Source organism: Paenibacillus sp. NMA1017, assembly GCF_058895805.1.
Genome location: NZ_JBZXYR010000006.1, coordinates 80,403 through 103,981, shown reverse-complemented (window position 1 = coordinate 103,981; position 23,579 = coordinate 80,403). Strand labels below are relative to the sequence as shown.

Here is a 23,579-nt window from a genome sequence, read left to right as displayed (position 1 = left end):
AAAGGAGGGGGGCTATGAACATAGACTTTTTTCTTATTAATGGTAAAAGTGTATTTCAATTCCCGGTTAATCCTGAAGAGGTGAATATTTCACGACAAAAAGGATATGAGACAGTTACGATGCTTACACACGGAGAATTTGATTTTCCACAAGGAGAAAAGGTGAAAGAAATCACCTTTTCTTCTTTTTTTCCCAAGGTGTATGATGCATCTTATTGTCGTTATAAAAATATTCCGGATCCTAACGAAGCGATGGACAAGTTAAATGCAATGTTAAAAGCAGAGAAGCCGTATCAATTTATTATTACGAATACGCTAATTAATGTTCCTGTTTTTATCATTGCCCATAATACGACCTTTCGGGGAGGCGAGGCAGGAGATATATACTTTGAAATTACTTTGCGTACATGGCGTGAACCTAAAATAGTGTTGCGGAAAGGGGATTCCCCCAAAAAAGTAAACTCTAGTAACCTTCCACGCACGAATCTTAAAACCAAATCTAAGACGTATACTGTCAAAGCTGGAGATTCACTTTCTAAAATAGCAAAGCTGGAATTGGGGGACAGTTCCAAATGGAAAAGTATATATCAAATGAACACAAAGATAATAGGCAACAATCCGAATAAGATTAAAGTGGGCCAAAAGCTGGTGATGCCATGAGCTACCAAGTAATCCTTCAAAATAAATATGATCTTACCCCTCTGGTCGAAAAAATAACTTTAAAAGATGCTCTAAACCAAATTGCATATCAGGCCAGCATCCGTGTAGCTGCTTCTCAGGATATGCCGTCGATTACCCCAGGGATGCCTATTCGTGTCAGTGGAATTCCATTTGGAAAAAATGTAAAGGTACCACTTCTCCACCCTGCCGTTGTGTGGGAAGTAGAGAGCTCAAACAGCGGTACAAAACGTTTCTCTCTGGTGGTATATGACCGGACGATTTATTTGGATAAATCCGAGGATGAATATTTATTTCCCAAAGGACAAACGGCCACACAACGGTTGCGTAAATACGCGAAGGATTGGAAGTTTCAAATTCCCTCAATACCCGACACGAAAGTACAGTTAGGAAAAGGTATTTATCGTGCCCAGACTCTATATTCCATGATGCTTGCTGATTTGAAAGAGACAGCAAAATTGGGCGGAGATTTGTACCAGTTACGCATGACAAGTGCTGGATTGGAGCTATTTAAAATCGGTAGCAATCCTTCCCCCTATGTGTTAGATCGATTTATTGATCTTACGCAGTTGCGGACACTCGAGGGAGCTGTAACTAAAGTCAAAGTAATGACAGCTAATGAAAACGTAGGAAGCGGACAAGAGGTGCCGTCTAAGGTGCTGGCTGTAGCAGAAGGGGATACTAAAGCGCTAGGTACTTTGCAAAAACTGGTGGAAGATGATCAAGTGAAAGCAGCTGGTGGAGCCAGTAAGCTTGCTAAAAGTCATCTAACTGGAATCCAGGAAACTTTTACAGTTAATTTACCAGATATTAATACCATACGTGCTGGTGAAGCTGTGATGTTACAAGGATTAAAGTTGATTGTTACTTCGGTCAGTCGGGATTTGGGAAACCCGGGAAATATGACTTTAGAGCTCGCTTCCTTCGATATGGTTAAAAGGAGGTATTTTCTTGAGTAAAGACCCCTATGGTGCATTTGTAAGTGTAATGCAATCGTCTATGGCGGGACACACCCGGCAAGCACTGAGTGGAGTGGGCGCGGTATTAGGCACGATCACCTCCACGGGACTCAAGCTGGACGATTTTAAACATGAGCTTCAGGATTATCTGGTCGCGGAGTTGCCGGGACTGCTGTCTGTACCACGTCATATGTACAAAGGTACCTCAACCGCAGTGGAATCAGAAAATTGGGAAGGCAAAGAGCTGAAAACTTCCTTTTATATCGGGGAAGACGAGTTGGAGGATGTGAATCTTAGCTTGAACGAAGGACTCAAGCCCGGAGATCGTGTACTTGCGGTTCGGGTGAATAGCGGCAATGATGTGGTGGTCGTGTGCAAGGTGGTGAGTGGACGTGGCTAATTTATTTCCCGAAACAGATGATATGATCTGGACAGACACGGATATGACCAACCCGGATGTACTGGAGGATAACCGCGCAATATTTGGGCGAAGCTGGCGGTTTGATTTTGAAGCTGGTGAGTTTGTTATGAGCCCTAGCCGTAAAATCGTGACTACAGGCGAGAAAGAAGCCTGGGTACAGTGGTGTGAAAAAGCGATTCGCACTCCTCGCTACCGGCATGTGATCTATTCACCTGATTATGGTAGCGAGCTGGAGGAGCTGATTGGCAGCAGCTATGGGCACGGTGTGCAGGAAAGTGAAATTAAACGCATGGTCACGGAGGCGTTACTAGCAGATGCACGTACAGCTAGTGTGGATCAATTCACGTTTTGCTGGGAAGGTGAGGCGTGCCATTTTAGCTGCCAGATTACGAACGTGCGAGATGAAACGGAAATTGTGGAAAGTGTGGTGATCTAATGGCAGACTTGCCGGAATATTTGGTAGACCAGACGGAAGAGGAAATTTTAAATCGGATGCTGGAAAAAGTGCCTTCGGACATGGATAAGTCCGAGGGCTCTTTTATTTGGGATGCACAGGCGCCGGTAGCGTTTATGCTCTCTGAAGCAGCAATTTGGGCGCAGGAACTGCTGCGACGTGGTTTTGCCAGCACGGCAGCCAGCGACAACCCGGATTTTCGTTCGCCGGAGCTGGATTTGCGGACAGCAGAGCATGGGGTGACACGGCGAGAAGCGGTTGCCGCCTCAGGTATGGTTACGTTCACGGGCACAGCGGGAACGACCGTCCCGGTGGGAACCTTGGTAGCGACCCCGGCAGATGATGTATCCGGGGAAGCTTCTATTGAGTATGCGATCACGGCTTCGGTCACGCTGGATGAACAAGGTGCCGGGGAAGCGACTATTAGGGCGGTCAATCCCGGGCGTAGCGGTAATGTGCCTGCGGGTGTCATCCAGGTGATGGCCACTCCGATTAGCGGGGTTGCCTCTGTGATTAATACGGAGGAAACCAAAAGCGGTACAGACGTTGAGAGCGACCAGCTGTTGCTGGAGCGTTTTTATGCCAAGGTGCGGAACCAGGGCACCAGTGGCAACAAGGCGCAGTATACCCAGTGGGCGAATGAGATTGCTGGAGTTGGTGGCGTAGAAGTTGTTCCGCTCTGGAAAGGGCCAGGAACAGTGGGGTTATATGTGCTGGATACGGACAAACGAGCAGCCAGCCCAGATATCGTCGCTGCGGTGCAGAAGTACATCGATCCGACGCAGGATGGGCAAGGAGAAGGGCTGGCACCAGCGGGTCCTGTGGTGACGATCATGCCAGCGGCAGAAGTGGAGATTAACATCTCAGTCAAGGTACAGCGTACCAAAGAGAAGCCGTCTACACTGGATGAAATCAAAAAGCTGATCGAAAGCGGTGTGCGGACGTATTTGAAGCAGCTTGCTTTTTACAAGGAAGACCCGTTGGTACGTTACACCCGGATTTCTGCTGTGCTGCTGGACATTCCGATTATTATTGATTTCTCTGAACTGAAAATTAATGGACAGAGCAATCAGAATATTGAGATTGGCTCAGGTCAGGTGGCAGTGTTGGGGACGGTGAGCGTTAGTGAGTAACAATGGAACGAACAGCTTTGAAGATTTATTGAACAATCCAGAGCAGGGAAAACGTGCAAACCGTATTGACACTTTTGTTAATCGGGTAACTATAGCGGGAGATACATTGGGCCAAATGAGCAGCGAGCGGGGACGCGAGCTGCTTTCCTATTTGCCTGCCTATTATGAAACCTCACGTGTGATGCGTTCCGATATGGATGCTAAAGGAAGCGAAATGGACGCCTTGTATCTGGCAATGGATGCAACGGTGGGACAGTTTTTCGTACGTACCGCCACGTGGGGGTTGGAACGCTGGGAAATGGAGCTGGGGATCGAAACCGACCTGGCGAAGCCATTGGACCAACGGCGTGCGGTGGTGGAATCGAAGCTGCGAGGGGCAGGAACTTTTTCCGGCCGGCTTGTCAAAAATGTAGCAGAGGCGTATGACGGAGGTACGGTAGATGTTATTTTTCATCCTGCCGAATGGGGATTTACGGTCAAATTTATAGATACCATCGGGATTCCACCCAACGTGGACGATCTTAAAGCAGCTATCGAGGAGATCAAGCCCGCCCACATGGCAGTGGAGTACAAACTACGCTACCTGACCATTGCTGAAGTTGAGTCTATGACCCTCTATGAAAATGAACATACAACCCAGGATAGATATTTAGGAGGTGGCGCATAGCATGGTAAGTGAAAAAACACCAAATCTTGGCTTAAATCAAATTGACCGCACATCGCCCAAAACCACGTATTTTGATCTGGAGAAGTATTTGGACCAAAACTGGCGCTCTGTAGATGATTTCGCAGGTGATGTGAATGACGGTGTAAATGAGATCAAGAAACGTCTGGATACGACGGAGCGTAAGGCGGTAACTTTGGAACCCGGAGTACAGATTGTTAATGCGGAAAAGGCATCGCCGTTTTCGCTGACAGGGATGAGCGGGCGTATGTTGGTGAATTTGTTGGGGCGGATGGGAAGCTGCGAAACCGTAAGCGACTGGTCCTCAAACGTAGCTATTGCAATTGATAATAATAACAAGACCAACGGTAGTAGCTCGTTTAAAATTACGCTGGGTAGTGTACCGGCAACCGTGTCTGCAAGTTTTTTGACCACACCTGGACGAAAATATATTGCTATAGCGGACGTGAAAAGTAGTAATACCAGCAAGGTGGCTATATCCATAAATGGTATTACTGGTGCTGTGGGTAACGAGGTAACTTCTGCCTCTGTTTTTGCGCCGTCTGTTGTACGGTTCACGGCGAAGGACTATTTTCACATCGTAACAATCACGGGTACGGGCAGCAGCGGGAACACGTTTAATTTAGACAGCGTGCGGGTGTACGAGATCAGTGAGGCAGACTACGCAGCAGCGGCAAGCTATACACCAGCGCAAGCGGCTGCTAAATGGCCTTATGTAGACAGTGTAATGCCTGTACGCAATCCGTACGCGATACGGTACGGTGAAAACCTGTTGCCGCCGTTTTATGAATGGAATAAGCATGCTAACGCAATCGCTCTAGAGCCATACAAGCTGCAACTAAAGGCTACGGCGGGAAACCAAGCTTCATCGGTTGTGGTACCTTGTGCGCCAGGAAAGAGTTATAAGGTTTCAGGTACTATCCCACTAGGTACGTATGTACGGGTAAGCTTTTACGATGCTAACGGCATATTTATAAGCGACCTTTTTAACACCAGCATAACAACGCCAAACAACTGTTACCGCATGGGCATTGAGCTTCAAAACAATGCCGCCGAGGGAGCTACAGGGACTTTCGTGTTTGATAACATAATGCTCAACATCGGCAGCACAGCCAAGCCATTCAAGCCGCATGAAGACTCCATGTTGGCATTACAAACAGATCTGTACGCCGATCCGGTTACTGGTGCTAATGCCGATACGGTATTTGAAAAAGATGGGCAATACTTCAAAGCTAAGAAATGGCAATGTCTGACGATGGATGGTAGTATGGCATGGGTGCAAGGCGAGGGCGGCGCTACTGGAGGAGTCAGACAAGTAAAACTGGTAGGTGGAGCACTGGGCGCGGTGGCTGGTAGCGGTATTGGTACAAAGTTTGACGGTAAGATAGTGCCGCAAGGTAGCACAGGCAACACCGCCGATTCTAACGCCGTTACAGCGGCGGGGGATATTTACTTTGGTATTCCGGTTGCAGATAGTGGATGGGCTGACAGCTACGGCCCGACACAAGACGACATCAAAGCCTACTTTTACGGCTATAAGGCGTATGACGCTAATACCATCACTCCTGCAAATGCCCAAGCCATGACTACAGCAACGTGGAACGGCACAGGCACTAAATATTGGGTGCAGCGCATTGGAGCACCTAACTTTACCCAAACCGTACCTCAGCAATCGTATGCAGAGTACACGCCGTACCAACTTGTATATCAACTCGCAACGCCTACAGTTGAGCCTATCATAAGCGAGGGTCAACTCGCCTTTGTTGAGGGAGATAACCAGGTTGAAGTGGGCACGGGGATTGTATTGCGGGAACCTTCAAAGCCTTTAGTTTATCCAAACGTGGTGGGCAGATGGATGATTAATTATATAGGTATAGGAGGATATACCAACCCACTAAAAAACTTGCCCTCTAAGATTTTGAAAGTGTACGGTAATGGTTTTTCGGAGCCATTCCGGTGGGGGATTACCGCCACAGGTGGAGGATGGTACGGAAATATCTATATAGATTACCTGTATGCATACGCTCCAGAAAAGTCATACAGCGTCACGTACCTTATGGCTGCATCATCGCCAGTCGTACCGTTTACAGCCTCATACGCAGCCAACGAAAAGACGCTGCTGTCAGACTTGGTGGACAGCGTACAGCAAGCAAACACGCGTCTGTCTGTGGTAGAGAACAAGAAGGCTGATAAAGATAATCCTGCATGGATTTCACCAACGTTGCTTAATGGGTGGGCTACAAGTAGACCCGTAGGAATAATGAAGGAAAGTACCGGGTTCGTCCATATCAGGGGATTGATCGTAAACGGTTTGACAAATGGAGGGTTGGCATTGTTTACTCTTCCGCAAGGTTACAGACCAATCAGCATACAAAGTCCGGTATCTTATGGTTATGGACCCAACGGGCCTGTTTTAGTACAGTTTGATATTTTCCCGGATGGAAGAGTTTGTTTTGGTGGTGGAGGGGCAAAAGATAGCACCTCAGTGAGTCTCCTTTTCCCGCCATTCATAGCAGAGCAATAAGGAGGATAACACATGAAAGCAGTACCTAAAGTAAATACAAACGGCCTCTATCTGGAGGACGAGTTGGTGGACGATGCCTTTTCGGGTGTCGTCCCTTTTTATACTCCATCTTCGCCCACGCTATCTGATACAAACCAGCAGCTAGACACCTATCAGCTTACTGATAGTAGCTCTAGTGACATAGATAGAACAAGTTCAGAAAGCATCCCTGCTGGTTATACAGTAGGAATTCCAGTGCCACCCGGTCTATACCATCCTCGTTTTGATATCCAAGGCTGGCTGGCCTATGAAGCGGAATATAGTCAAAAGGTGATAGAAGCACAGGACGCGTATGAGCAGTTGAACAAGGAAGCTCAGACAGTATTTCAGAAGCTGCATGATGAATGGCAAAACAAGCTGGAAAACGAACGCGGGGACGAACCGGTATATTTTACGCATACATTTACGGCTCCAGAACGAAGAGATCCAACGACGTTCTGGAGTGAAGGATTGAGCGAGGAAGCGATTAAGGAACTGACACAAAAAGCAGAGCAACAGCCAAGTGAGACAGATCAATTGAAGCAGCGTATTGCAGATCTCGAAGTAACGCTGACCCAGCTCATACTTGGTAACACAGGAAAATAACCATGTACTGACTCCTGTTTAGCCGCAAAATTCTTATTTAAAAAGAGGTGAAGTCATAACTATGACTGCTTTAACAGAGACTCAATTACGTATTTGTGCTTATGCTTGTGTTACCCGCTATGATCGGGGAGAAGGTAGTATAGCAGCTATCATGGGAAGCTACGCTTTAGATGAAAAACAACGTAAACAAGTGAAGGAAATGATTTTATCCCATCGTTCTGATCTGGTATTGGACAATCTAGAAGATTCGTCATCAACTGATGCTCTGAATGAACAGGAAGAAACGGTTAAATGGTATAACTCTATTTTCCGTAAGAAAACAGTATAGAGAACTGAGCAAAGCAGCCTGTACCCAAAGGAGGAACGAGCATGTATGAAAAATGAAGCTGATTATAATGGGTTTCTCCAAGCTGAAAATGAACAGACAAAGCAATCCTTTTATAACGATTCAATTCGGTCAGGGGGTAGAACTGGGGATGGTGAGTATGGATGGATATTGACGAAAAAAAAGAATCTGTTATCCAAGATGTAACGGATGATTTTAGTAAACGAATGTTCAGTTCGCTTGGACCGGAGCTATTTTCCTATCTTCCTGCCTATTACGAAGCATCCCGTGTTATGCACGTCGATATGGATGCAAAGGGTAGCGAACTAGATGCTCTTTACCTTGCGCTAGATGACACGTTAGCTCAGTTTTTTGTTCGCACCGCCACTTGGGGGCTTGAACGCTGGGAAATGGAGTTGGGTATCCCGATCCATTTGGAAAAGCCGCTGGAACAGCGGCGATCTGTTGTGGAGTCAAAACTTCGTGGGAGTGGCAAATTTTCAGGGGATTTAATACGGAAAATCATGAACTCATTTGGTGTCGATGGGGAAGTAGATTTTTATCCGGCTGAGTACAAGTTTGGTATAAGCTTTGAAAATAGAATCCCTGAAAATATGATTGATTTCAAAAAGATCATCGAGGATATTAAGCCTGCTCATCTTGCTTTTTATATGAATAACAAAACTAGGCTTGCATTTCTTCATGAGAATGAAATGGTTTCTCATATTCGATTACGTTCGAGAGTTCGCTTTTTTGGTGGGAAGCCATGGTATTTAGATGGTGTCGAGTTACTGAACGGAATAGCTTCTTTGTCCGGGTGGACAGAGGAACCTATGCGCTATTCAAACCGTTCGAAATTTGTCTTCAAGCATCGAGTGAATCATCATCAGGAAGGCAGAATGATAATTCGAGACCATTATTGGAAGTTAGATGGAAGTATGAAGCTTGACGGTAATCAGATGTTAAGCTCAACCGAGAAAGTCATTTCAATCTAAACCAATATAACTTTTATTTTTAAGATAGAAAGGATGGTAAGTATGGCAGAACAAGTTTTGACAGTCACGACTGCATATGCAAGGGAACAAATGGCTCGTGCCCGCGCTGAGGGAGGAACGCTGACAAAAGTAGTAAAAATGGCGTTTGGTAGCGGAGGTGTGGATCAAGCAGGGAAGCCACTGCCTTTGGATGGAACAGAACAGGTGTTGAAAAAGGAACTGGTTCAAAAGGATATTACGAGCTTTGAATTTATTGCTCCTGCAACAATTCGATATACTTGCTCACTGGCAGAAAATGAATTGGCGGGTGAGACGATTAATGAGCTGGCTTTGGTAGATTCAGCGGGGAAGCTGACGGCTATCCGTACAATGAGCAATAAGATCAAGGATAGTGATATGGAATTTGTTTTTGAAATTGATGACATCTATTAAGGAGGATAAAAAGTATGAGCATACAACAACCACGCAGATTTGTTACTACCGACCAAGGACATGCGGACGTCCTGAATGGACCGATTGATACCCTTTATGCTAACGATCAGGAATTGGCTGCACAGGTTGAAAATATCAAAAAGGACCCGGCTGGAAACGGTGTTGCTTCTAAGGAAGCGTTAGATAATCATGCCAGCAATACAGATATTCACGTTACGACAGCCAAGCAAGTGGCATGGAGTACCGCGGAGGCCAATGCCAAACAATATACGAAAGATTATGCAGCACCCAAGGCGCATACGCATCCTGCATCGGATTTACCATCTGCTTCTACGCAGGCTAGGGGGATTGTGCAACTTAATACATCTACCGGAAGCACATCCACAGATCAGGCAGCTACGCCAAGTGCGGTTAAAGCAGCTAATGATCGAGCAAATGAGGCTTATAGCCGGGCAGACCAGGCTTTTACGCAAGCCAGTGATCTTAAATCAAAGGTCGCTAACGCTATCACTGGCAAAGGCGGCAGCGCCAACTCTGGTATGACCGGAGATCAGTTAGCGTCAGCAATAAGTGGATTATCTACCAAAAAATATGCGAGCGGGAATTTTAATGGTCAGGTATCCGCGACATCTACGAATCCCTTGTTATCGTTAGCAGTCTCAGGATTGTCGTTTACACCTAGCATCGTATTGGTTAACATATCAATTTCCAGTAGTACTAGTGATTATAACGGTTATATTAGCAATCTTGCAGGTATTCGCACTTATAGAGGTGCAGATGCTTCTGTTTCTTATTCAGGAGTACCGGGTGGGTTTAATCTTAATATCAGTGCAACCGTTTATATATCTAACAATGTTAAAATACAAGCTTATCAATGGTATGCTTTCGAATAAGGACAGAGCTAAGTAACAACTAAATGATGCCACACAGAGCGTGTTTTTAAATGCCCTTGGATCAGTCCAAGGGCATTCACTTTAAAGCTTGGTTCAAAAGGGGGAACAAACATGCATGAAAAGATCGATCAGATTTGGCTGGGGTTTTCCACGGGGACCTTGATCGGTTATTTTTTCGGAGGGTGGACGACGATGCTGACATTGTTGTTATGGATGGTCATTATTGACTTTTTTACCGGATGGGCTGCGGCCTGGATTAACGGTGAACTGAAAAGCCGAGACGGGTATTACGGTATTTTTCGCAAGGTTACGGTATTTTTGATGATTACGGTAGCTCATCTAATCGACGGTATTCTCGGGGATGCACATTACTTCCGGGATGCCGTCGTTTTCTTTTATTTAGCGAACGAGCTGTTGTCCATTATTGAAAATGTGGGCAGAATGGGAGTGCCGATGCCGGATATTTTGCGGAATGCGGTAGCTATTTTTGAGTCCAAGTCGAGTGGAGAAAAAATAAAGCCAACCGACCCTTCCGACAAAGAAAATAAAGCTTTATAAAGTGCCACTAGTGGCCACTACCAAAATAGGCAGACTACCTTTTCGCCCTTTTTTCGGTGTAAAAGTGGAAGAGCCCAGACCGTATAGATGGTCCAAGCATATGGATAACAGAGACAGAGTGATCTACAACATTATGAATGATAAGGAGGGAACGCCTTATGCAGAATCGCAGCCCTAACGCTGCCGAAGGCATTGACGTGTCCCGATATCAGGGAACGATTGATTGGAAGCGTGTACGAGCCGATGGTAAATCGTTTGCATTTATTAAAGCGAGTCAAGGACAGCGTTATGTCGATCCGACATTTATCACCAATGCAAAAGGGATCAAGGCAGCCGGGATTCTCCTGGGAGCTTACCATTTTGTAGATGCAACCAGTGTAAACGCTGCAAAAGCGGAAGCCAGGCATTTCGCCGAGGTGCTGGATCAGGTGGGTGGTGCGAAAGCGCTGGACTTGCCAGCGGTGATGGATTATGAAAATAATCCGGGAGGGCTTAGCTCGGCCGCGATTCATGAGGTTGCGTTGGCATTTGTAACGGAATTTGAACGGGTAAGCGGCCGTAAGCCGATGGTATATACAGGGAACGCTTTTGCTGCCCATTTCAAAGCGTCATTGAGTAGTTATAAGCTGTGGATTGCGCGTTATAGTACACGGGTGCCCGGCGACACCACGGCATGGAAGCGCTGGGACTTTTGGCAATACAGCGATAGTGGACGGGTTGATGGAATTCAAGGACCGGTTGACCTGAATGTATACGCCGGAACAGAGGCCGAGCTACGCCAAGCATTTGCAGGAGAAGAGGAGGATGAGCCAATGACAGCAGAGGAAAAAGCGGCATTTAAGGCCCTGCAGCAGCAGGTCGCCGCTCTTGAAAACAGCAAAGATGTCCTCAAGCAGACGTTGAATGAACAGAGCGCTTATATTAAAAAGGTGGATCAGCGGGTAGCTGAGCTGGAGGCGCGTCAGGCTATGCCTGTACCGGCCTGGGCGAAGGAAGCGATGGCTGCCGCTGTTGCATTTCATCCGACAAGCCCGATTGTGGATGCGAAACTGCCAAGCAGTTACGATTTTTATCGCTTACTGGTCGTACTGAACCGTCTGGGTGTGTTTAAGAAAAATAAATGATCTTTTGCAATTCTTATGCCTGGAAGGGATTATTTTCATGTGAACCAAGCCATACACCTGAAACGTAAATTGACAGGCGGTTCAAAGGCAACCGCCTGCACTTATTGTAAAGTAATGTTCTTTATAATTTCTACATAAGCTGAACTCGAACGCTTTAAAAGTGTGAATCATTGGGTGAAAATGCAGCATGTCTATCAGCTTGATCGAGCTGTAAAGGTCCCTGTCTGTTTGTTTATTTCAGAACATACCTGGGAATTAGGATATAAAGGATGTAGGTCTGGTGCTGAATACATTTTTGAGGTAAGATTATGCTCCTGCTTGGAGGTTAAAGACCCCCAGCAGGAGCATATATTTGATATGATCGTGTAAGTTGGTTTGTAATATTAATTGACATGATGTATAAAAACATATCGTAATGTATGAAAAACCCCCTTGTCGGCTTCCAGATTTTATAGTAAAGTATCCAATAATCAACTTTGTTTGAGCATAATATTCACTGTTTGTGAGTATATATCACACTTTCATCACGACCTAACATACTCCTCTTTCTATTTATTTACATCACATCTATTCAATTACCCAATAGCATCTCTTACACCACTAGATTATGAACACTTCTGTTCCAGTATTTTCAATAAAAGCCTGTCCATAGAACCTCTATACCTTCCCTACTACACCTATTTGATGAACTCGGAACCTGGGATTACAGCTTGAGGACAAGCTTGTCATGTCAATTCAAAGAATTGGCAATTATCCGGTATCAACGAATTAACAATATATAAGGTGTGAAAGGGGTTTGCTACATGAGCAAAAAGTATGCAAAACACAAAATCTGGACCGTTCTGCTGGTGCTTGCGCTAGGGGCTGTTTTGGCGCTTTCCGGTTGTGGGGGATCAGGTGAAGGAGCAAAGCCAGAGGCAGGGAAAACACCAAGCGGAGCAGGAGAGGGCGTGCAGGACACGCTCATTTATGGACGCGGCGGAGATTCCGTGGCGCTAGATCCTGCCATTGTGACTGAAAGCGAGTCGCTAAAAATCGGAATGCAAGTGTTCGACACACTGCTGGAATATAAGGAAAACACAACGGAGATCCAACCGGGGCTCGCAGAGAGCTGGGAAGTATCACCGGATGGACTGGTTTATACGTTCAAGCTGCGTCAGGGTGTAAAATTCCATGACGGAAGTGACTTTAACGCAGAAGCGGTTGTGTTTAACTTTGACCGCTGGGCTGATCCGAAAAGTCCATACAAATTTGAAGGTGACTCGTTTGACTATTATGATTCTATGTTCGGTCCTGAAGGAAGTAGGGTGATTAAGGAGGTTAAAGCGGTAGATGCGAACAGTGTCCAGTTCACACTAAACAAGCCGCAGGCACCATTTTTACAAAATATCGCTATGCCATCCTTTAGTATTTCAAGTCCCAAGGCTATTCAGGAGAAAAAGGCTGATTTCAAGAGTAATCCGGTCGGCACGGGGCCTTTTGTATTTAAGGAATGGAAACGGAACGATACTATCACGCTGGAGAAGAATCCAAACTATTGGAAAGAGGGGCAGCCGAAGCTGGCAAAGATCATTGTTCGTTCCATACCCGACAATACCGCGCGATTTAATGCTCTGCAAAACGGGGAAATTGACCTGATGGAGGATTTGAACCCGGATGATGCAAAACAGTTAGACGGTAATAACGAATTGGTGAAAATTGAACGTCCCTCCTTTAATGTGGCGTACATTGGCTTTAATTTAAAGAAAAAAACATTCAATAATCCCAAGGTGCGGCAGGCACTGAATCACGCGGTGAACAAGCAGGCTATTATTGATGCATTGTTTGCAGGGCAGGCTAAGCCTGCGGTCAATCCGATGCCACCTACCTTATGGGGGTACAACGATAGTATTCAGGATTACGCCTATGATCTGGATAAGGCTAAATCTTTGCTGGCGGAAGCGGGCTTTCCTAACGGGCTTCCCGAGCCGTTAACCTTCTATGCAATGCCCGTATCTCGTCCATATATGCCTGACGGCAAAAAGGTGGCAGAGGCCATTCAAGCCGATTTTGAAAAAATAGGCGTCAAAGTAAACATCCAATCCCCGGAATGGGCTACGTATTTGGATGATGTTAAGGCGGGGGAGAAGGATGATCTGTATATGCTGGGATGGAACGGGGATAATGGTGACCCGGATAATTTCCTTTATACATTGCTGGACAAGGATACGATCCCAGGCAATAACCGTAGTTTTTATGTGAATGAGGAACTTCACAAAATATTGGTGAAGGCTCAGGTTGAGGTTGACCAGAACAAGCGTGGAGAACTGTATAAACAAGCACAAGTGATTATTAAACAGGATGCCCCGTGGATTCCATTGGTTCACAGCACACCGCTGATGGCAGGTAAATCGAACCTCAAGGGTTTTGTACCTTCTCCGGCAGGTATTGAAGCATACGGAAATATTTATTTTGAATAGCCCAAACGCAAGCAGGCGGTGAATAGAATATGAACTCATATATTGTAAAAAGACTGGCCATATTGATTCCTGTATTGCTGGGCATGACGCTTATTGTGTTTTCGATTATTCATGCCATTCCGGGAGATCCAGCAGAAACCATACTGGGAGATAAGGCTACGGAACAGTCCAAGCAGGCGCTACGTGAGCAATTGGGGCTGAATAAGCCGTGGTTACAGCAATATGGGACCTATTTAGGTGAGCTGGCACAAGGGGACTTGGGCGATTCTATTCGCACCAGGCAGTCGATTGCCCGGGAAATGGTACCTTATCTGGCGGCTACGCTAGAGTTGACCGTAGCGAGCATGTTTTTTGCCATTGTAGTCGGAATGAACGCAGGCATCGTGAGTGCCTGGAAGCGAAATTCTTGGTTTGACTATGTCAGCATGGTCATTGCTCTGGTCGGAGTATCGATGCCCATTTTTTGGCTGGGCTTGATGGAACAGTGGATTTTTGCAAATAAGCTGCATTGGCTCCCTTCCATCGGACGTATGAATTCCCGTGATCCGGTGGAAGCTGTGACACATTTAGCTGTTATTGATGCGTTCATAGGTGGACGTATGGATCAGGTGTGGACCGTCATCAAGCATTTGATCCTGCCCAGTATCGCACTGGGAACGATTCCAATGGCTGTCATTGCGCGTATTACCCGTTCCAGTATGCTGGAGGTTATGGATGCGGACTATATCCGTACAGCTCGGGCGAAGGGGCTGGCATCTTTTCAAGTCGTGTACAAACATGCGCTTAAAAATGCTGCGATCCCTGTGCTTACTGTCATCGGTCTTCAGACGGGATCACTACTGGGAGGTGCGGTACTGACAGAAACTATATTTGCCTGGCCCGGCATTGGACGGTACATTTTTGAAGCGATCAGTTCGCGTGACTATCCGGTTATTCAAAGCGGAATTCTGATCATTGCGTTCCTGTTCGTCATCATTAATCTGATTGTCGATTTGCTGTACGCGGTTCTCGACCGGCGTATCCATTATCAGTAATCAAGTCGCCAATTGTTCAAGGGGGAGCTTGTCCGATGTCACAATTTTCAATAGAACCCAACAACATACCGACGACGCGCAGTACAGTAGCTCATTTGCCTGTCGTGACTGGCCCTTGGAGAGACGCATGGAGGGCTTTCCGTCACAATAAAATGGCGGTCGTCGGCCTGAGCATTATTATCTTCTTTGTCATCATTGCTTTGATCGCGCCGTGGATTGCTCCTTTTGACTATAAAGAGCAAAATTTGGTGAGCCGTTTGCAGCCTCCTTCTGCGGAGCATTGGTTCGGTACGGATGATCTCGGTCGAGATTTACTGACCCGCACGCTGTATGGAGCCAGAATCTCGTTGTGGGTCGGTTTCTTGTCTGTTATTGGTTCAATGATTGTAGGAACAGCCTTAGGTTTAATCGCAGGATTTTACGGAAAATGGGCAGATATGGTCATTTCGCGGCTATTCGACATTTTACTGGCATTTCCGGGGATTTTGCTGGCCATTGCTATTGTGGCCATTCTAGGACCTTCATTGGAAAATGCGTTGTACGCCATTGCCATTGTCAATGTCCCAACGTATGGACGGTTAGTTCGCTCTAAGGTGCTAAGTGTCAAAACGGAGGAGTATATCACTTCTGCTAGAGCGCTTGGAGCCAATAATACACGAATCATCCTCCGTTATATTTTGCCTAACAGCCTGACACCGATCATCGTACAGGGAACGTTGGGGATCGGAACGGCCATCATTGAAGCGGCAGCGCTTGGATTTCTGGGCTTGGGTGCACAACCTCCTGAGCCAGAGTGGGGTAAAATGTTGTCTGATTCGCGGCAATATATCCAGAACGCGCCGTGGACAGTTATTTTTCCGGGGATATCCATCATGCTGACCGTATTGGGCTTTAACCTGATGGGGGACGGCCTGCGGGATGTATTGGACCCGAGGGCGAAGCGTTAGGGCAAAAGTGGTGAGGTATATAAAGTTGAGTAAAGAGGTGTTCTCTGGCCTGAAGCAAATGGCTGGGGAACACCTTTTTTATGTGACATTTCCGTATTGGAGTAGAAAGCACCATCCGACTGCGAAGTGGCGTTAAAAGTAACTTTTACAGCTGAAAGTCATGTGAGCTTTCATGAAGCGCGAAAAAAATGTATAATCACTCCAATTGAGTACGTAGGGAGTGGGCTTTATGACATGGCAGGACAAGAGAGAGCATCGGCAATTTGCGGAACAGACACGAAGCGACGCTTCACGGGCTGCATATGAACGGGACTATTCCCGTTTGATCCATTCACCGACTTTCCGTCGGTTGCAGGGTAAATCACAGGTATTTGGCGCAGGCACGGGCGATTATTACCGCACACGACTGACGCATTCTTTGGAGGTAGCGCAAATTGCGCGTGAAGCATCCCGAAGCTTGCTGCGCCGCCATCCCGAAGTAGAGCTGGAACAGGCAGATAACGCAGGATTGATTATTGACCCTGAGGTGGTAGAATGTGCTTCCATTGCACATGACTTTGGGCATCCCCCGTTCGGACACAAGGGAGAAGAGGTGCTGGACGGGATTTTGGATCAACTGATTGAGACGAAGGTAGAAAAGATATCCTCTGCCGGAGGCTTCACACCGGAGTCCAAGCGTGGACAGGAGGCCTATGCGCGTGAGCGACGAATGTATGAGCATTTTGAAGGGAACGCACACAATTTCCGGCTGATTATGTTTTTGGAGAAGCGTGAGAACGTAGATGGTTTGAATTTGTCGGACGCTGTGTTACTGGGGATCAACAAATACCCATACCCAGGGATTCTGAACAAAAAAGGGTTGTACCTGCATGAGTGGGAATATATACGTTCCATCCGCGAGGATTGGGGTATCCCTGATGGTAAAAAAACGCTGGAGGCCCAGCTTATGGACCTGTGCGACGATATCGCTTATTCTGCGCATGATCTGGAGGATGGGATTAAGGCTGGGAAAATCGAGGTACACGAGCACTTCTTGTATGATCCGTATTTAATTCGTCTGATTACGGAGAAAATCACCACGTTGGAGGATAGCTTCTGGCAAGGCTGGCAACTGGCTCAGATTGAGCAGAAGGTAGCGGCTGTGCTGAGTGAATTTTTGAAGGTGTGGAATGGCAAGATGCCGATGTGTGAACACGATTATTCCCGTACCCGCCGTGAAGTGAAGGCATACTGGGTCAGCCTGTTTGTCAGCAGCTTGGGTGTAATTGATGATGGAAATTGGAAAAAGGTGACCTTCGTACGGGATGGAAGCGAAGATGTGGATATGCTGCGCACGGTGAGTGTGTTGAAAAGCTTTGCTTGGGTTACGATGATCCGCGATCTGCGCGTACAGCGACTGCAAAAACGGAGTGAGTGGATGCTCAAACGACTTTGGTTGGCTTTTCTGGACCCGGAAACGTCCAAATCTATTATTCCAAGCGACTGGCTCCAGCGCTATGAGCGCGACCAAGCCAAGACGAAGCCTATCTGGACATGGGAGCATATGGTCATAGACTATATTGCAGGCATGACCGATGCTTTTGCTGAAAAAATCTATAATGAGTTATACGGTCTGAAGGTGGGTTCCATTTATGATCTGGATTGACCTTTAAATTACCCTATATAGTAGAAGGAACTGGTTTGTAGCGGATAGCAGGAGGGAGGAATGTGTCTGTGCGATCTCGGTCTTTATCTATAAAAAGGTTGAATCTCGGTGTGCTCGATATATGGTGCCGTTGCTGCTCGGTAACCGTCCAGAGCAGGCGGTTCAACGAGCTGGTGAACTAGCGAGACAGGCAGAAGCATGGGGATATACACGCTACTGGACCTCGGAGCACCATGATATGGAGGGGCTGGCTTCCTCCAGCCCGGAAGTGCTGCTGTCTCATATCGGGGCGGTGACGAAGACAATCAAACTGGGTGCGGGTGCTATTTTGCTTCCGCATTATAGTCCAGTCAAGGTCGCGGAATGGTTTCATCTGCTGGCCGCTCTATATCCTGGCAGAGTCGAATTGGGCCTGGGGAGAGCACCTGGTGGTGGACCTCATGCTTCAATGGCACTGAGCGGTAATTTTCTTCAACATGTGATGGAGCTGCCACAGACGATGGAGGCTCTATTGGCTTTGCTGGAAGGCATATACGAATATGAACAGGTGCCAGTGTTTGCCCGGCCGATGCCTGAACAGCCGCCAGCAGTGTGGATGCTGGGTACAAACCGAAAAAGTGCCGAATATGCCGCCCGGTATTCAACAGGCTATGTATTCGGTCAGTTTATGAGTGAACAGCAAACAGAAGAAATGCTAAGCATTTACCGCTCCAGCTTTCAGCCATCCAACCGAATGGACAAGCCACGTACCATGGTTGCTGTAGGAGCAGTATGTGCCTTGACGGATGAGCTGGCGCAGCAATGGGCTGGTCAGATTTCATTGGGCGACCCGGCAATGCGAGCCAGCTGGCTGGTGGGAACGCCGCCGGATATTGCTGAACAGTTACGCGGCTTGCAGATTAAATATGATAATGATGAGTTTCTGTTGGTCACACCGATTCCTGATTATGAGCAGCGGCTTCACTCCTACCGTCTAATAGCGGAGGCCGTAAATTCTAGCCTTGATTCCAAATGAAAAGAGATATGACATGAATAAACAGGAAGCGAATATCGATGAAATGAAACCAAGCTACATATATACCTATGCATGTCATGAAACAGAGCGTGAGTTGTGTCTTTTGGAATTAAAATGCTTGTTCGGTCAGCTACCCGTGCAGGATTCCATCCTGTTGTCCCATCGGCGGCTGGAGCCGGGGACCAGTCCGTTTATTCATCTTCGACTGGATGTAATCTCAGATGCGGGTACGCTGGAAGAGCTATGCGAAGCAGCTTCTATGTTACAACTTGAGGAAGGAAAGACCTTTAAGGTATTGTGCCTTAAAGAAGGTGACCATGAGGCAGACTATGACGAGCGGCGCGGAATCGAGCGCCGAGTTGGTGCACGCATTCATGGGCAGGCGCAAATGAAGACACCGGATATCACCCTTGGTGTTATTCGGATAGGAGAACGGTGGCTACTGGGAACGTGTCAGTATAGCGACAGATCGTGGCAGGAGCGTCGTCAGAAGCCGCAAAATTATTCTACTGGACTACCCGTTCTGGTAGCCAGAGCACTTGTGAATTTGGCAGCAACTGATCTAACAGTAGCAAAGGAAGAGCCAGGCTCATTGAAACTGCTAGACCCGTGTTGTGGTATGGGCAATGTAATGATTGAGGCATTGAGTATGGGAAAGGATATTCGCGGTTGTGATATCAACCCGTTGGCGGTGCGTGGGGCACGAGTGAATTTGCGTCATTTTGGATATGAAGAAGATCTAGTGAAGCTCGGGGATATGAATATGCTCGAAGGCACATACGATGCGGCCATATTGGATATGCCCTATAACCTGTGCTCCGTGCTCCCGGCTGATGAACAAAAGAAGATGCTGCGCAGTCTGAGACGCTTGGCAGCACGGGCAGTGGTCGTGAGCACGGAGCCGATGGAAACATTGTTATCCGAGTCAGGCTGGACCCTTACGGAGCAATGCCGCATACATAAGACAGGTATGAGTCGGGAAATCTGGATCTGTAAGTAGTGTATTAATACTGAGTTTTGTAGTTAACCAAATTCAGCGGTAGCTCCTGATCAGCGGCATAGGCATTCAAATTAGTAAGAAAAATATCTACCGCCCGTTCGGCATATCGGTCCGTATCGCCTGCAATATGCGGTGTGATCAAGACATGCTCCAGACTCCATAGCGGATGTGAAGCAGGTAGCGGTTCTTCCTCGAATACATCCAGTCCGGCAAAGGCAATATGCTTTTGCTCCAAAGAGCGTACAAGCGCATCCGTATGAACGGTGCCACCGCGGCCTACATTAATGAAGAAGGCTCCCTTACGCATAGCTGCAAATGCTTTTTCGTCAAAGAAATGATGGGTTTTCTCGGTGAATGGCAATATATTTACCACGATATCCGCTGCTCCCAGTGCTTCGTGTAGTTGTTCGTTAGTATACATGTGCTCTACATGGGGAGCTTCCTTGCCAGAACGCCGGACTCCAATCACCCGCATGCCAAAGGCTTCTGCAATCCGCGCTGTTTCACGGCCAATTTCGCCAACGCCTGTAATCAACAGCGTTTTACCACGTAATTCCGTCAGTTGGCCTTTCGGTGGCTGCCATGTTTTCTGACGTTGCAAGAGAGCTGCTTGCTGTAAATAACGTGTATGCGATAGCAGCATTCCAAAGATCTGCTCTGTAATTGGAATTGCATGCACACCACTCGTATTCGTGAGTAAAATGTTACGCTTCTCCAATTCGGTAAGCGGTAGCTTATCAATCCCAGCCGACCAGGTTTGTATCCACTTCAGCTTGCTGTCTGGCTGTAACGCCTCTTCGGCAATATGCTTGGACCAGCCCAGAATAACCTCGGCCTCCCGGATTTGTTTAGACTCCAATTCCTGAGCTTTGCCAATAATCAACTCGTAGCCCGGAGCTGCTGCACGAACTTGTTTTTTTTGCTCTTCCGTCAGTTGATGTAAGCTTAAAATGTTTCCCATAGTTCATAGCCTCCTCGATTTTTGATTCCTTGGAGTTTCCAATATATTCTGGCGAACCATCCTTTCAAGAATAACAGATTGCCGAAAAAATTGCATAGGAAGGGTAAAAACGAGCTTGCGGTGTCACTATATATAACAACAAATGGCTTTACCCTGATTAGGGACAATCCAAACAGCTACTTTTTGAGGTATCCACAAATATCTATTAAAGGAGGTATAGATTGATGAAAGATGAATCGCAAAGACTTTTTACAGCTATTACTCTCCCGAATGAGCATAAGAAGAAGTTACATGATTGGGTGGAGCAGGATTTAAAAGACCTGTCTTTTCGCAAATGGAGTGATTTCAGAGATTATCACGTGACACTTCAGTTTCTGGGTGATGTGAAGATCTCGGATACACCGAGACTTGAGCAGGTTTTAGTTCAGGCTGCAGCTGAGCATGGCCCGTTCACGCTTGGTATTGGAGAAGCAGGCTTCTTTGGGCGTGAAGAATTTCCGCGTGTATTGTGGAGGGGAGTGACCGGACAGCGAGAGCCGCTGGATCAGCTGTACCACTCTATACTCAGGGCTACCGAACCGCTGGGTTTTAAACCCGAGGAACGACCTTATCGACCTCATATCACCCTAGCACGTTCGTACACAGGAGAACAGCCTATTCCCCCGTCTATTTGGCAGCCAAATGACCGATGCAACGAGCCATGGGAAGTGGGACAATTTGTTTTATATGCAACCCGAATGGGTCAAAAACCGATGTACCAAATAATTCAAACATTCCCATTAATGAGGTGAAAGCCTTGATCTATCAGCGAATTTAGTGATATAGTGTTTCAGCGTTATTCAAAAGGCGCATTTTGGGTTACATATCTGAGGAATGTGCTTAAAGTTAACGGGAGGAACATTATGGAAATCGTTAAAGAACATCGTTGGTTTGCACCTCTTTTGAGTGTGCTGCTTGTTTGTATATTGGGGATAGGCCTCTACGCTGAGGTTCAGCAAACACAGAAAAATCATAAAAATACACCTATGCAATCTCTGAGCTGGTCAGGGAACTCTTCGGCTCCTTCATATGGCGATAGGATGGGGACCCATAACGGGTCAAACAGGACAAGCCCCATCTTTGTCGCTGCTCATGAGCAGCCAAGCTGGAAAGAAATCATGCCGACTCCGTTACCCGCTTCTCAGATGAAGCAGGCGGAACAAGCTCGGAATAACGTTGCTACAGGCAAGAAAAAGCCTGACGTCCAGCATAGCAAGTCCGCAATCCTAACCCCTCCTACAACCATCTACTTTACGAAGACAAAAATGCTCACTCAGGATGACAAGGCGTTGTCTACCTGGAGCTATCCTGTCTCCGCTAAAGAACTGCTCCTGCTGCAAAAAATAGTGATGGCAGAAGCAGAAGGCGAACCGTACGAAGGCAAAGTGGCAGTTGCCAACGTTGTCTTAAACCGGCTGCGGTCAGCCCCATTTCCCGATACGATTCAGGCAGTGATTTTTCAAAAAGCGCAATTTAGTCCGGTCGCGAACGGGCGTCTTCGTCGTGTTCAGCCCAACCAGGACAGCATACGTGCGGTTACTGCTGCTTTGAACGGCCATAAAGCCGTGCCTGATAACACCTGTTTTTTCCTGTCGCTTACGTTGGCCCAGGACCTTACGGTTCATCATTCGCGTACCAAGGTGAAAACTATCGGTCATCATACCTTCTATAAATAAAGGCAGCCTTCTACAAATAACAGCCCTTTCTAAACAATAGGGTTCAGCTTTGTGAACGGATTTTGTGGTACAGGTGAAGCCATTATGCAAAAGAGGTATAATAGGTAAAGGAAAGTAACCCAAATAATGAAAGTGACAAAGGAGGCGTAGATGATATGAAAATCACATATTATGGACATTCAGTTGTACTGGTAGAGGCAGAGGGGAAACGGATTATTATTGATCCTTTTTTGACGGGAAATCCTAAAGCAACCGTACAGGCCGAGGATATTCAGGTGGATGCCGTGTTGTTGACACACGGTCATGCCGATCATTTTGGAGATGCTGTTGAAATTGCCAAGCGCAATGATTGTCCAGTAATCGCGGTCGCGGAACTGGCCGAATATTGTTCATCCTTGGGGGCCAAGGCTCACGGTATGAATCTGGGTGGGGGTCACCAATTTGACGGTTTCCATGTGAAATTCACGCTTGCGTTCCACAGCTCATCTTTGACGGTGAACGGACAAACCATTTACATGGGAGAGCCTGCTGGGATTTTATTGACCATGGGAGGTCAAACCTTTTTCCATGCAGGGGATACCGGCCTGTTTGGCGACATGCGTCTCATTGGGGAAACCAATTCCATTGATGCTGCGGTATTGCCGATCGGAGATGGTTATACGATGGGACCGGAGGATGCACTGCTGGCAGCAAAATGGCTGCGTGCAAGCCGCGTAATACCGGTGCATTACAATACGTTCCCGGGTATTGAGCAGGACGGAGACGGCTTCTGTGATCGTCTGCACAAAGAAGGCATTGAAGGGAAATCATTGAAGCCCGGCGAAAGTCTCGAATTTTAATACCGATATCTGATTTGCGGGAATACACTTGATGGTCTATAAACTCATCAAATCTCCTTTGTCAGCCTTTTCTGTTCCTTAGAGGAATAGGAAAGGCTGTTTTTTAAAAATGAATATTTATACATAAAAATGAGATAATTTTGCATTGATACGTTGAAGC

Annotated in this window: 23 protein-coding genes and 1 pseudogene; 23 read left to right on the top strand and 1 reads right to left on the bottom strand. The window is 46.8% G+C overall.

Features of this window, described 5'->3' with window-relative positions:
- Positions 1-20: 20 nt before the first annotated feature.
- From AC5ELV_RS16420 to AC5ELV_RS16325, 20 genes and pseudogenes are all read left to right on the top strand, one after another.
- Positions 21-659, top strand: a complete 639-nt coding sequence (locus AC5ELV_RS16420; RefSeq protein WP_493431137.1) for a LysM peptidoglycan-binding domain-containing protein — start codon at positions 21-23, stop codon at positions 657-659.
- On the top strand, positions 656-1,636 hold the full coding sequence (locus AC5ELV_RS16415; RefSeq protein WP_493431026.1) for an XkdQ/YqbQ family protein: 981 nt from the start codon (positions 656-658) through the stop codon (positions 1,634-1,636). The genes AC5ELV_RS16420 and AC5ELV_RS16415 overlap by 4 nt, the downstream gene beginning before the upstream one ends.
- Positions 1,629-2,036, top strand: coding sequence for a hypothetical protein (locus AC5ELV_RS16410; protein WP_165176500.1), 408 nt, complete (start codon positions 1,629-1,631; stop codon positions 2,034-2,036). Before AC5ELV_RS16415 ends, AC5ELV_RS16410 begins: the two co-directional genes overlap by 8 nt.
- The gene (locus tag AC5ELV_RS16405; protein ID WP_493431025.1) at positions 2,029-2,493 is read left to right on the top strand and encodes a DUF2634 domain-containing protein; all 465 of its coding nucleotides are present in this window, start codon (positions 2,029-2,031) and stop codon (positions 2,491-2,493) included. Before AC5ELV_RS16410 ends, AC5ELV_RS16405 begins: the two co-directional genes overlap by 8 nt.
- Positions 2,493-3,644 carry a baseplate J/gp47 family protein gene (locus AC5ELV_RS16400; protein ID WP_493431024.1) on the top strand — a complete coding sequence of 384 codons (1,152 nt, stop codon included), beginning with the start codon at positions 2,493-2,495 and terminating at the stop codon, positions 3,642-3,644. The genes AC5ELV_RS16405 and AC5ELV_RS16400 overlap by 1 nt, the downstream gene beginning before the upstream one ends.
- Complete coding sequence (locus AC5ELV_RS16395) at positions 3,637-4,311, top strand: YmfQ family protein (protein ID WP_493431023.1); 675 nt, start codon at positions 3,637-3,639, stop codon at positions 4,309-4,311. Before AC5ELV_RS16400 ends, AC5ELV_RS16395 begins: the two co-directional genes overlap by 8 nt.
- 1 nt (position 4,312) lies before the next feature.
- Positions 4,313-6,853 carry a hypothetical protein gene (locus tag AC5ELV_RS16390; protein WP_493431022.1) on the top strand — a complete coding sequence of 847 codons (2,541 nt, stop codon included), beginning with the start codon at positions 4,313-4,315 and terminating at the stop codon, positions 6,851-6,853.
- A gap of 12 nt (positions 6,854-6,865) precedes the next feature.
- Positions 6,866-7,477, top strand: coding sequence for a hypothetical protein (locus AC5ELV_RS16385; RefSeq protein WP_493431021.1), 612 nt, complete (start codon positions 6,866-6,868; stop codon positions 7,475-7,477).
- A gap of 61 nt (positions 7,478-7,538) precedes the next feature.
- Positions 7,539-7,805, top strand: coding sequence for a hypothetical protein (locus AC5ELV_RS16380; RefSeq protein ID WP_493431020.1), 267 nt, complete (start codon positions 7,539-7,541; stop codon positions 7,803-7,805).
- Positions 7,806-8,029: 224 nt separating this feature from the next.
- Positions 8,030-8,797 (top strand): putative phage tail protein, encoded by a 768-nt coding sequence (locus AC5ELV_RS16375; protein ID WP_493431136.1) that lies wholly within the window; start codon positions 8,030-8,032, stop codon positions 8,795-8,797.
- Between the two features lie 42 nt (positions 8,798-8,839).
- The gene (locus AC5ELV_RS16370; RefSeq protein ID WP_493431019.1) at positions 8,840-9,229 is read left to right on the top strand and encodes a phage tail-collar fiber domain-containing protein; all 390 of its coding nucleotides are present in this window, start codon (positions 8,840-8,842) and stop codon (positions 9,227-9,229) included.
- Positions 9,230-9,243: 14 nt separating this feature from the next.
- Positions 9,244-10,122: a tail fiber protein gene (locus tag AC5ELV_RS16365; RefSeq protein WP_493431018.1), complete on the top strand. Its 879-nt coding sequence runs from the start codon at positions 9,244-9,246 to the stop codon at positions 10,120-10,122.
- 111 nt (positions 10,123-10,233) lie between these two features.
- Entirely contained in the window at positions 10,234-10,680 is a 447-nt protein-coding gene (locus AC5ELV_RS16360; RefSeq protein WP_493431017.1) for a phage holin family protein, read from the top strand.
- Positions 10,681-10,838: 158 nt separating this feature from the next.
- On the top strand, positions 10,839-11,804 hold the full coding sequence (locus tag AC5ELV_RS16355; protein ID WP_493431016.1) for a glycoside hydrolase family 25 protein: 966 nt from the start codon (positions 10,839-10,841) through the stop codon (positions 11,802-11,804).
- Between the two features lie 803 nt (positions 11,805-12,607).
- Positions 12,608-14,263, top strand: a complete 1,656-nt coding sequence (locus AC5ELV_RS16350; RefSeq protein WP_493431015.1) for an ABC transporter substrate-binding protein — start codon at positions 12,608-12,610, stop codon at positions 14,261-14,263.
- Positions 14,264-14,292: 29 nt separating this feature from the next.
- A complete protein-coding gene (locus AC5ELV_RS16345) occupies positions 14,293-15,297 on the top strand; it encodes an ABC transporter permease (RefSeq protein ID WP_493431014.1) in 1,005 nt (334 codons plus the stop codon).
- Positions 15,298-15,332: 35 nt separating this feature from the next.
- Positions 15,333-16,244, top strand: a complete 912-nt coding sequence (nikC, locus tag AC5ELV_RS16340; protein ID WP_493431013.1) for a nickel transporter permease — start codon at positions 15,333-15,335, stop codon at positions 16,242-16,244.
- Between the two features lie 229 nt (positions 16,245-16,473).
- Positions 16,474-17,889: a deoxyguanosinetriphosphate triphosphohydrolase family protein gene (locus AC5ELV_RS16335; RefSeq protein WP_493431012.1), complete on the top strand. Its 1,416-nt coding sequence runs from the start codon at positions 16,474-16,476 to the stop codon at positions 17,887-17,889.
- A 68-nt stretch (positions 17,890-17,957) separates the two neighbouring features.
- Positions 17,958-18,904 (top strand): annotated as a pseudogene (locus AC5ELV_RS16330) (MsnO8 family LLM class oxidoreductase).
- A 13-nt stretch (positions 18,905-18,917) separates the two neighbouring features.
- Positions 18,918-19,904, top strand: a complete 987-nt coding sequence (locus AC5ELV_RS16325; protein ID WP_493431011.1) for a TRM11 family SAM-dependent methyltransferase — start codon at positions 18,918-18,920, stop codon at positions 19,902-19,904.
- 4 nt (positions 19,905-19,908) lie between these two features.
- Here AC5ELV_RS16325 and AC5ELV_RS16320 read toward each other — a convergent pair whose 3' ends face one another.
- Entirely contained in the window at positions 19,909-20,865 is a 957-nt protein-coding gene (locus AC5ELV_RS16320) for a D-2-hydroxyacid dehydrogenase (protein WP_493431010.1), read from the bottom strand.
- 224 nt (positions 20,866-21,089) lie between these two features.
- On the opposite strand from AC5ELV_RS16320, the gene thpR reads away from it, so the two are divergent.
- The 3 genes from thpR (at position 21,090) to AC5ELV_RS16305 (ending at position 23,419) form a co-directional block, all read left to right on the top strand.
- Positions 21,090-21,656 (top strand): RNA 2',3'-cyclic phosphodiesterase, encoded by a 567-nt coding sequence (gene thpR, locus AC5ELV_RS16315; RefSeq protein ID WP_493431009.1) that lies wholly within the window; start codon positions 21,090-21,092, stop codon positions 21,654-21,656.
- A 111-nt stretch (positions 21,657-21,767) separates the two neighbouring features.
- Complete coding sequence (locus AC5ELV_RS16310; RefSeq protein WP_493431008.1) at positions 21,768-22,580, top strand: cell wall hydrolase; 813 nt, start codon at positions 21,768-21,770, stop codon at positions 22,578-22,580.
- A gap of 155 nt (positions 22,581-22,735) precedes the next feature.
- Positions 22,736-23,419, top strand: coding sequence for a metal-dependent hydrolase (locus AC5ELV_RS16305; protein WP_493431007.1), 684 nt, complete (start codon positions 22,736-22,738; stop codon positions 23,417-23,419).
- Positions 23,420-23,579: the final 160 nt, after the last annotated feature.

Coding starts and splice junctions, on each gene's coding strand:
- AC5ELV_RS16305 (WP_493431007.1), top strand. CDS start 22,736: ATGAAAATCACATATTATGGACATTCAGTTGTACTGGTAGAGGCAGAG.
- AC5ELV_RS16310 (WP_493431008.1), top strand. CDS start 21,768: ATGGAAATCGTTAAAGAACATCGTTGGTTTGCACCTCTTTTGAGTGTG.
- AC5ELV_RS16325 (WP_493431011.1), top strand. CDS start 18,918: ATGAATAAACAGGAAGCGAATATCGATGAAATGAAACCAAGCTACATA.
- AC5ELV_RS16320 (WP_493431010.1), bottom strand. CDS start 20,865: ATGGGAAACATTTTAAGCTTACATCAACTGACGGAAGAGCAAAAAAAA.
- AC5ELV_RS16415 (WP_493431026.1), top strand. CDS start 656: ATGAGCTACCAAGTAATCCTTCAAAATAAATATGATCTTACCCCTCTG.
- AC5ELV_RS16370 (WP_493431019.1), top strand. CDS start 8,840: ATGGCAGAACAAGTTTTGACAGTCACGACTGCATATGCAAGGGAACAA.
- AC5ELV_RS16355 (WP_493431016.1), top strand. CDS start 10,839: ATGCAGAATCGCAGCCCTAACGCTGCCGAAGGCATTGACGTGTCCCGA.
- AC5ELV_RS16365 (WP_493431018.1), top strand. CDS start 9,244: ATGAGCATACAACAACCACGCAGATTTGTTACTACCGACCAAGGACAT.
- AC5ELV_RS16375 (WP_493431136.1), top strand. CDS start 8,030: ATGTTCAGTTCGCTTGGACCGGAGCTATTTTCCTATCTTCCTGCCTAT.
- AC5ELV_RS16345 (WP_493431014.1), top strand. CDS start 14,293: ATGAACTCATATATTGTAAAAAGACTGGCCATATTGATTCCTGTATTG.
- AC5ELV_RS16350 (WP_493431015.1), top strand. CDS start 12,608: ATGAGCAAAAAGTATGCAAAACACAAAATCTGGACCGTTCTGCTGGTG.
- AC5ELV_RS16385 (WP_493431021.1), top strand. CDS start 6,866: ATGAAAGCAGTACCTAAAGTAAATACAAACGGCCTCTATCTGGAGGAC.
- thpR (WP_493431009.1), top strand. CDS start 21,090: ATGAAAGATGAATCGCAAAGACTTTTTACAGCTATTACTCTCCCGAAT.
- nikC (WP_493431013.1), top strand. CDS start 15,333: ATGTCACAATTTTCAATAGAACCCAACAACATACCGACGACGCGCAGT.
- AC5ELV_RS16360 (WP_493431017.1), top strand. CDS start 10,234: ATGCATGAAAAGATCGATCAGATTTGGCTGGGGTTTTCCACGGGGACC.
- AC5ELV_RS16380 (WP_493431020.1), top strand. CDS start 7,539: ATGACTGCTTTAACAGAGACTCAATTACGTATTTGTGCTTATGCTTGT.
- AC5ELV_RS16400 (WP_493431024.1), top strand. CDS start 2,493: ATGGCAGACTTGCCGGAATATTTGGTAGACCAGACGGAAGAGGAAATT.
- AC5ELV_RS16390 (WP_493431022.1), top strand. CDS start 4,313: ATGGTAAGTGAAAAAACACCAAATCTTGGCTTAAATCAAATTGACCGC.
- AC5ELV_RS16335 (WP_493431012.1), top strand. CDS start 16,474: ATGACATGGCAGGACAAGAGAGAGCATCGGCAATTTGCGGAACAGACA.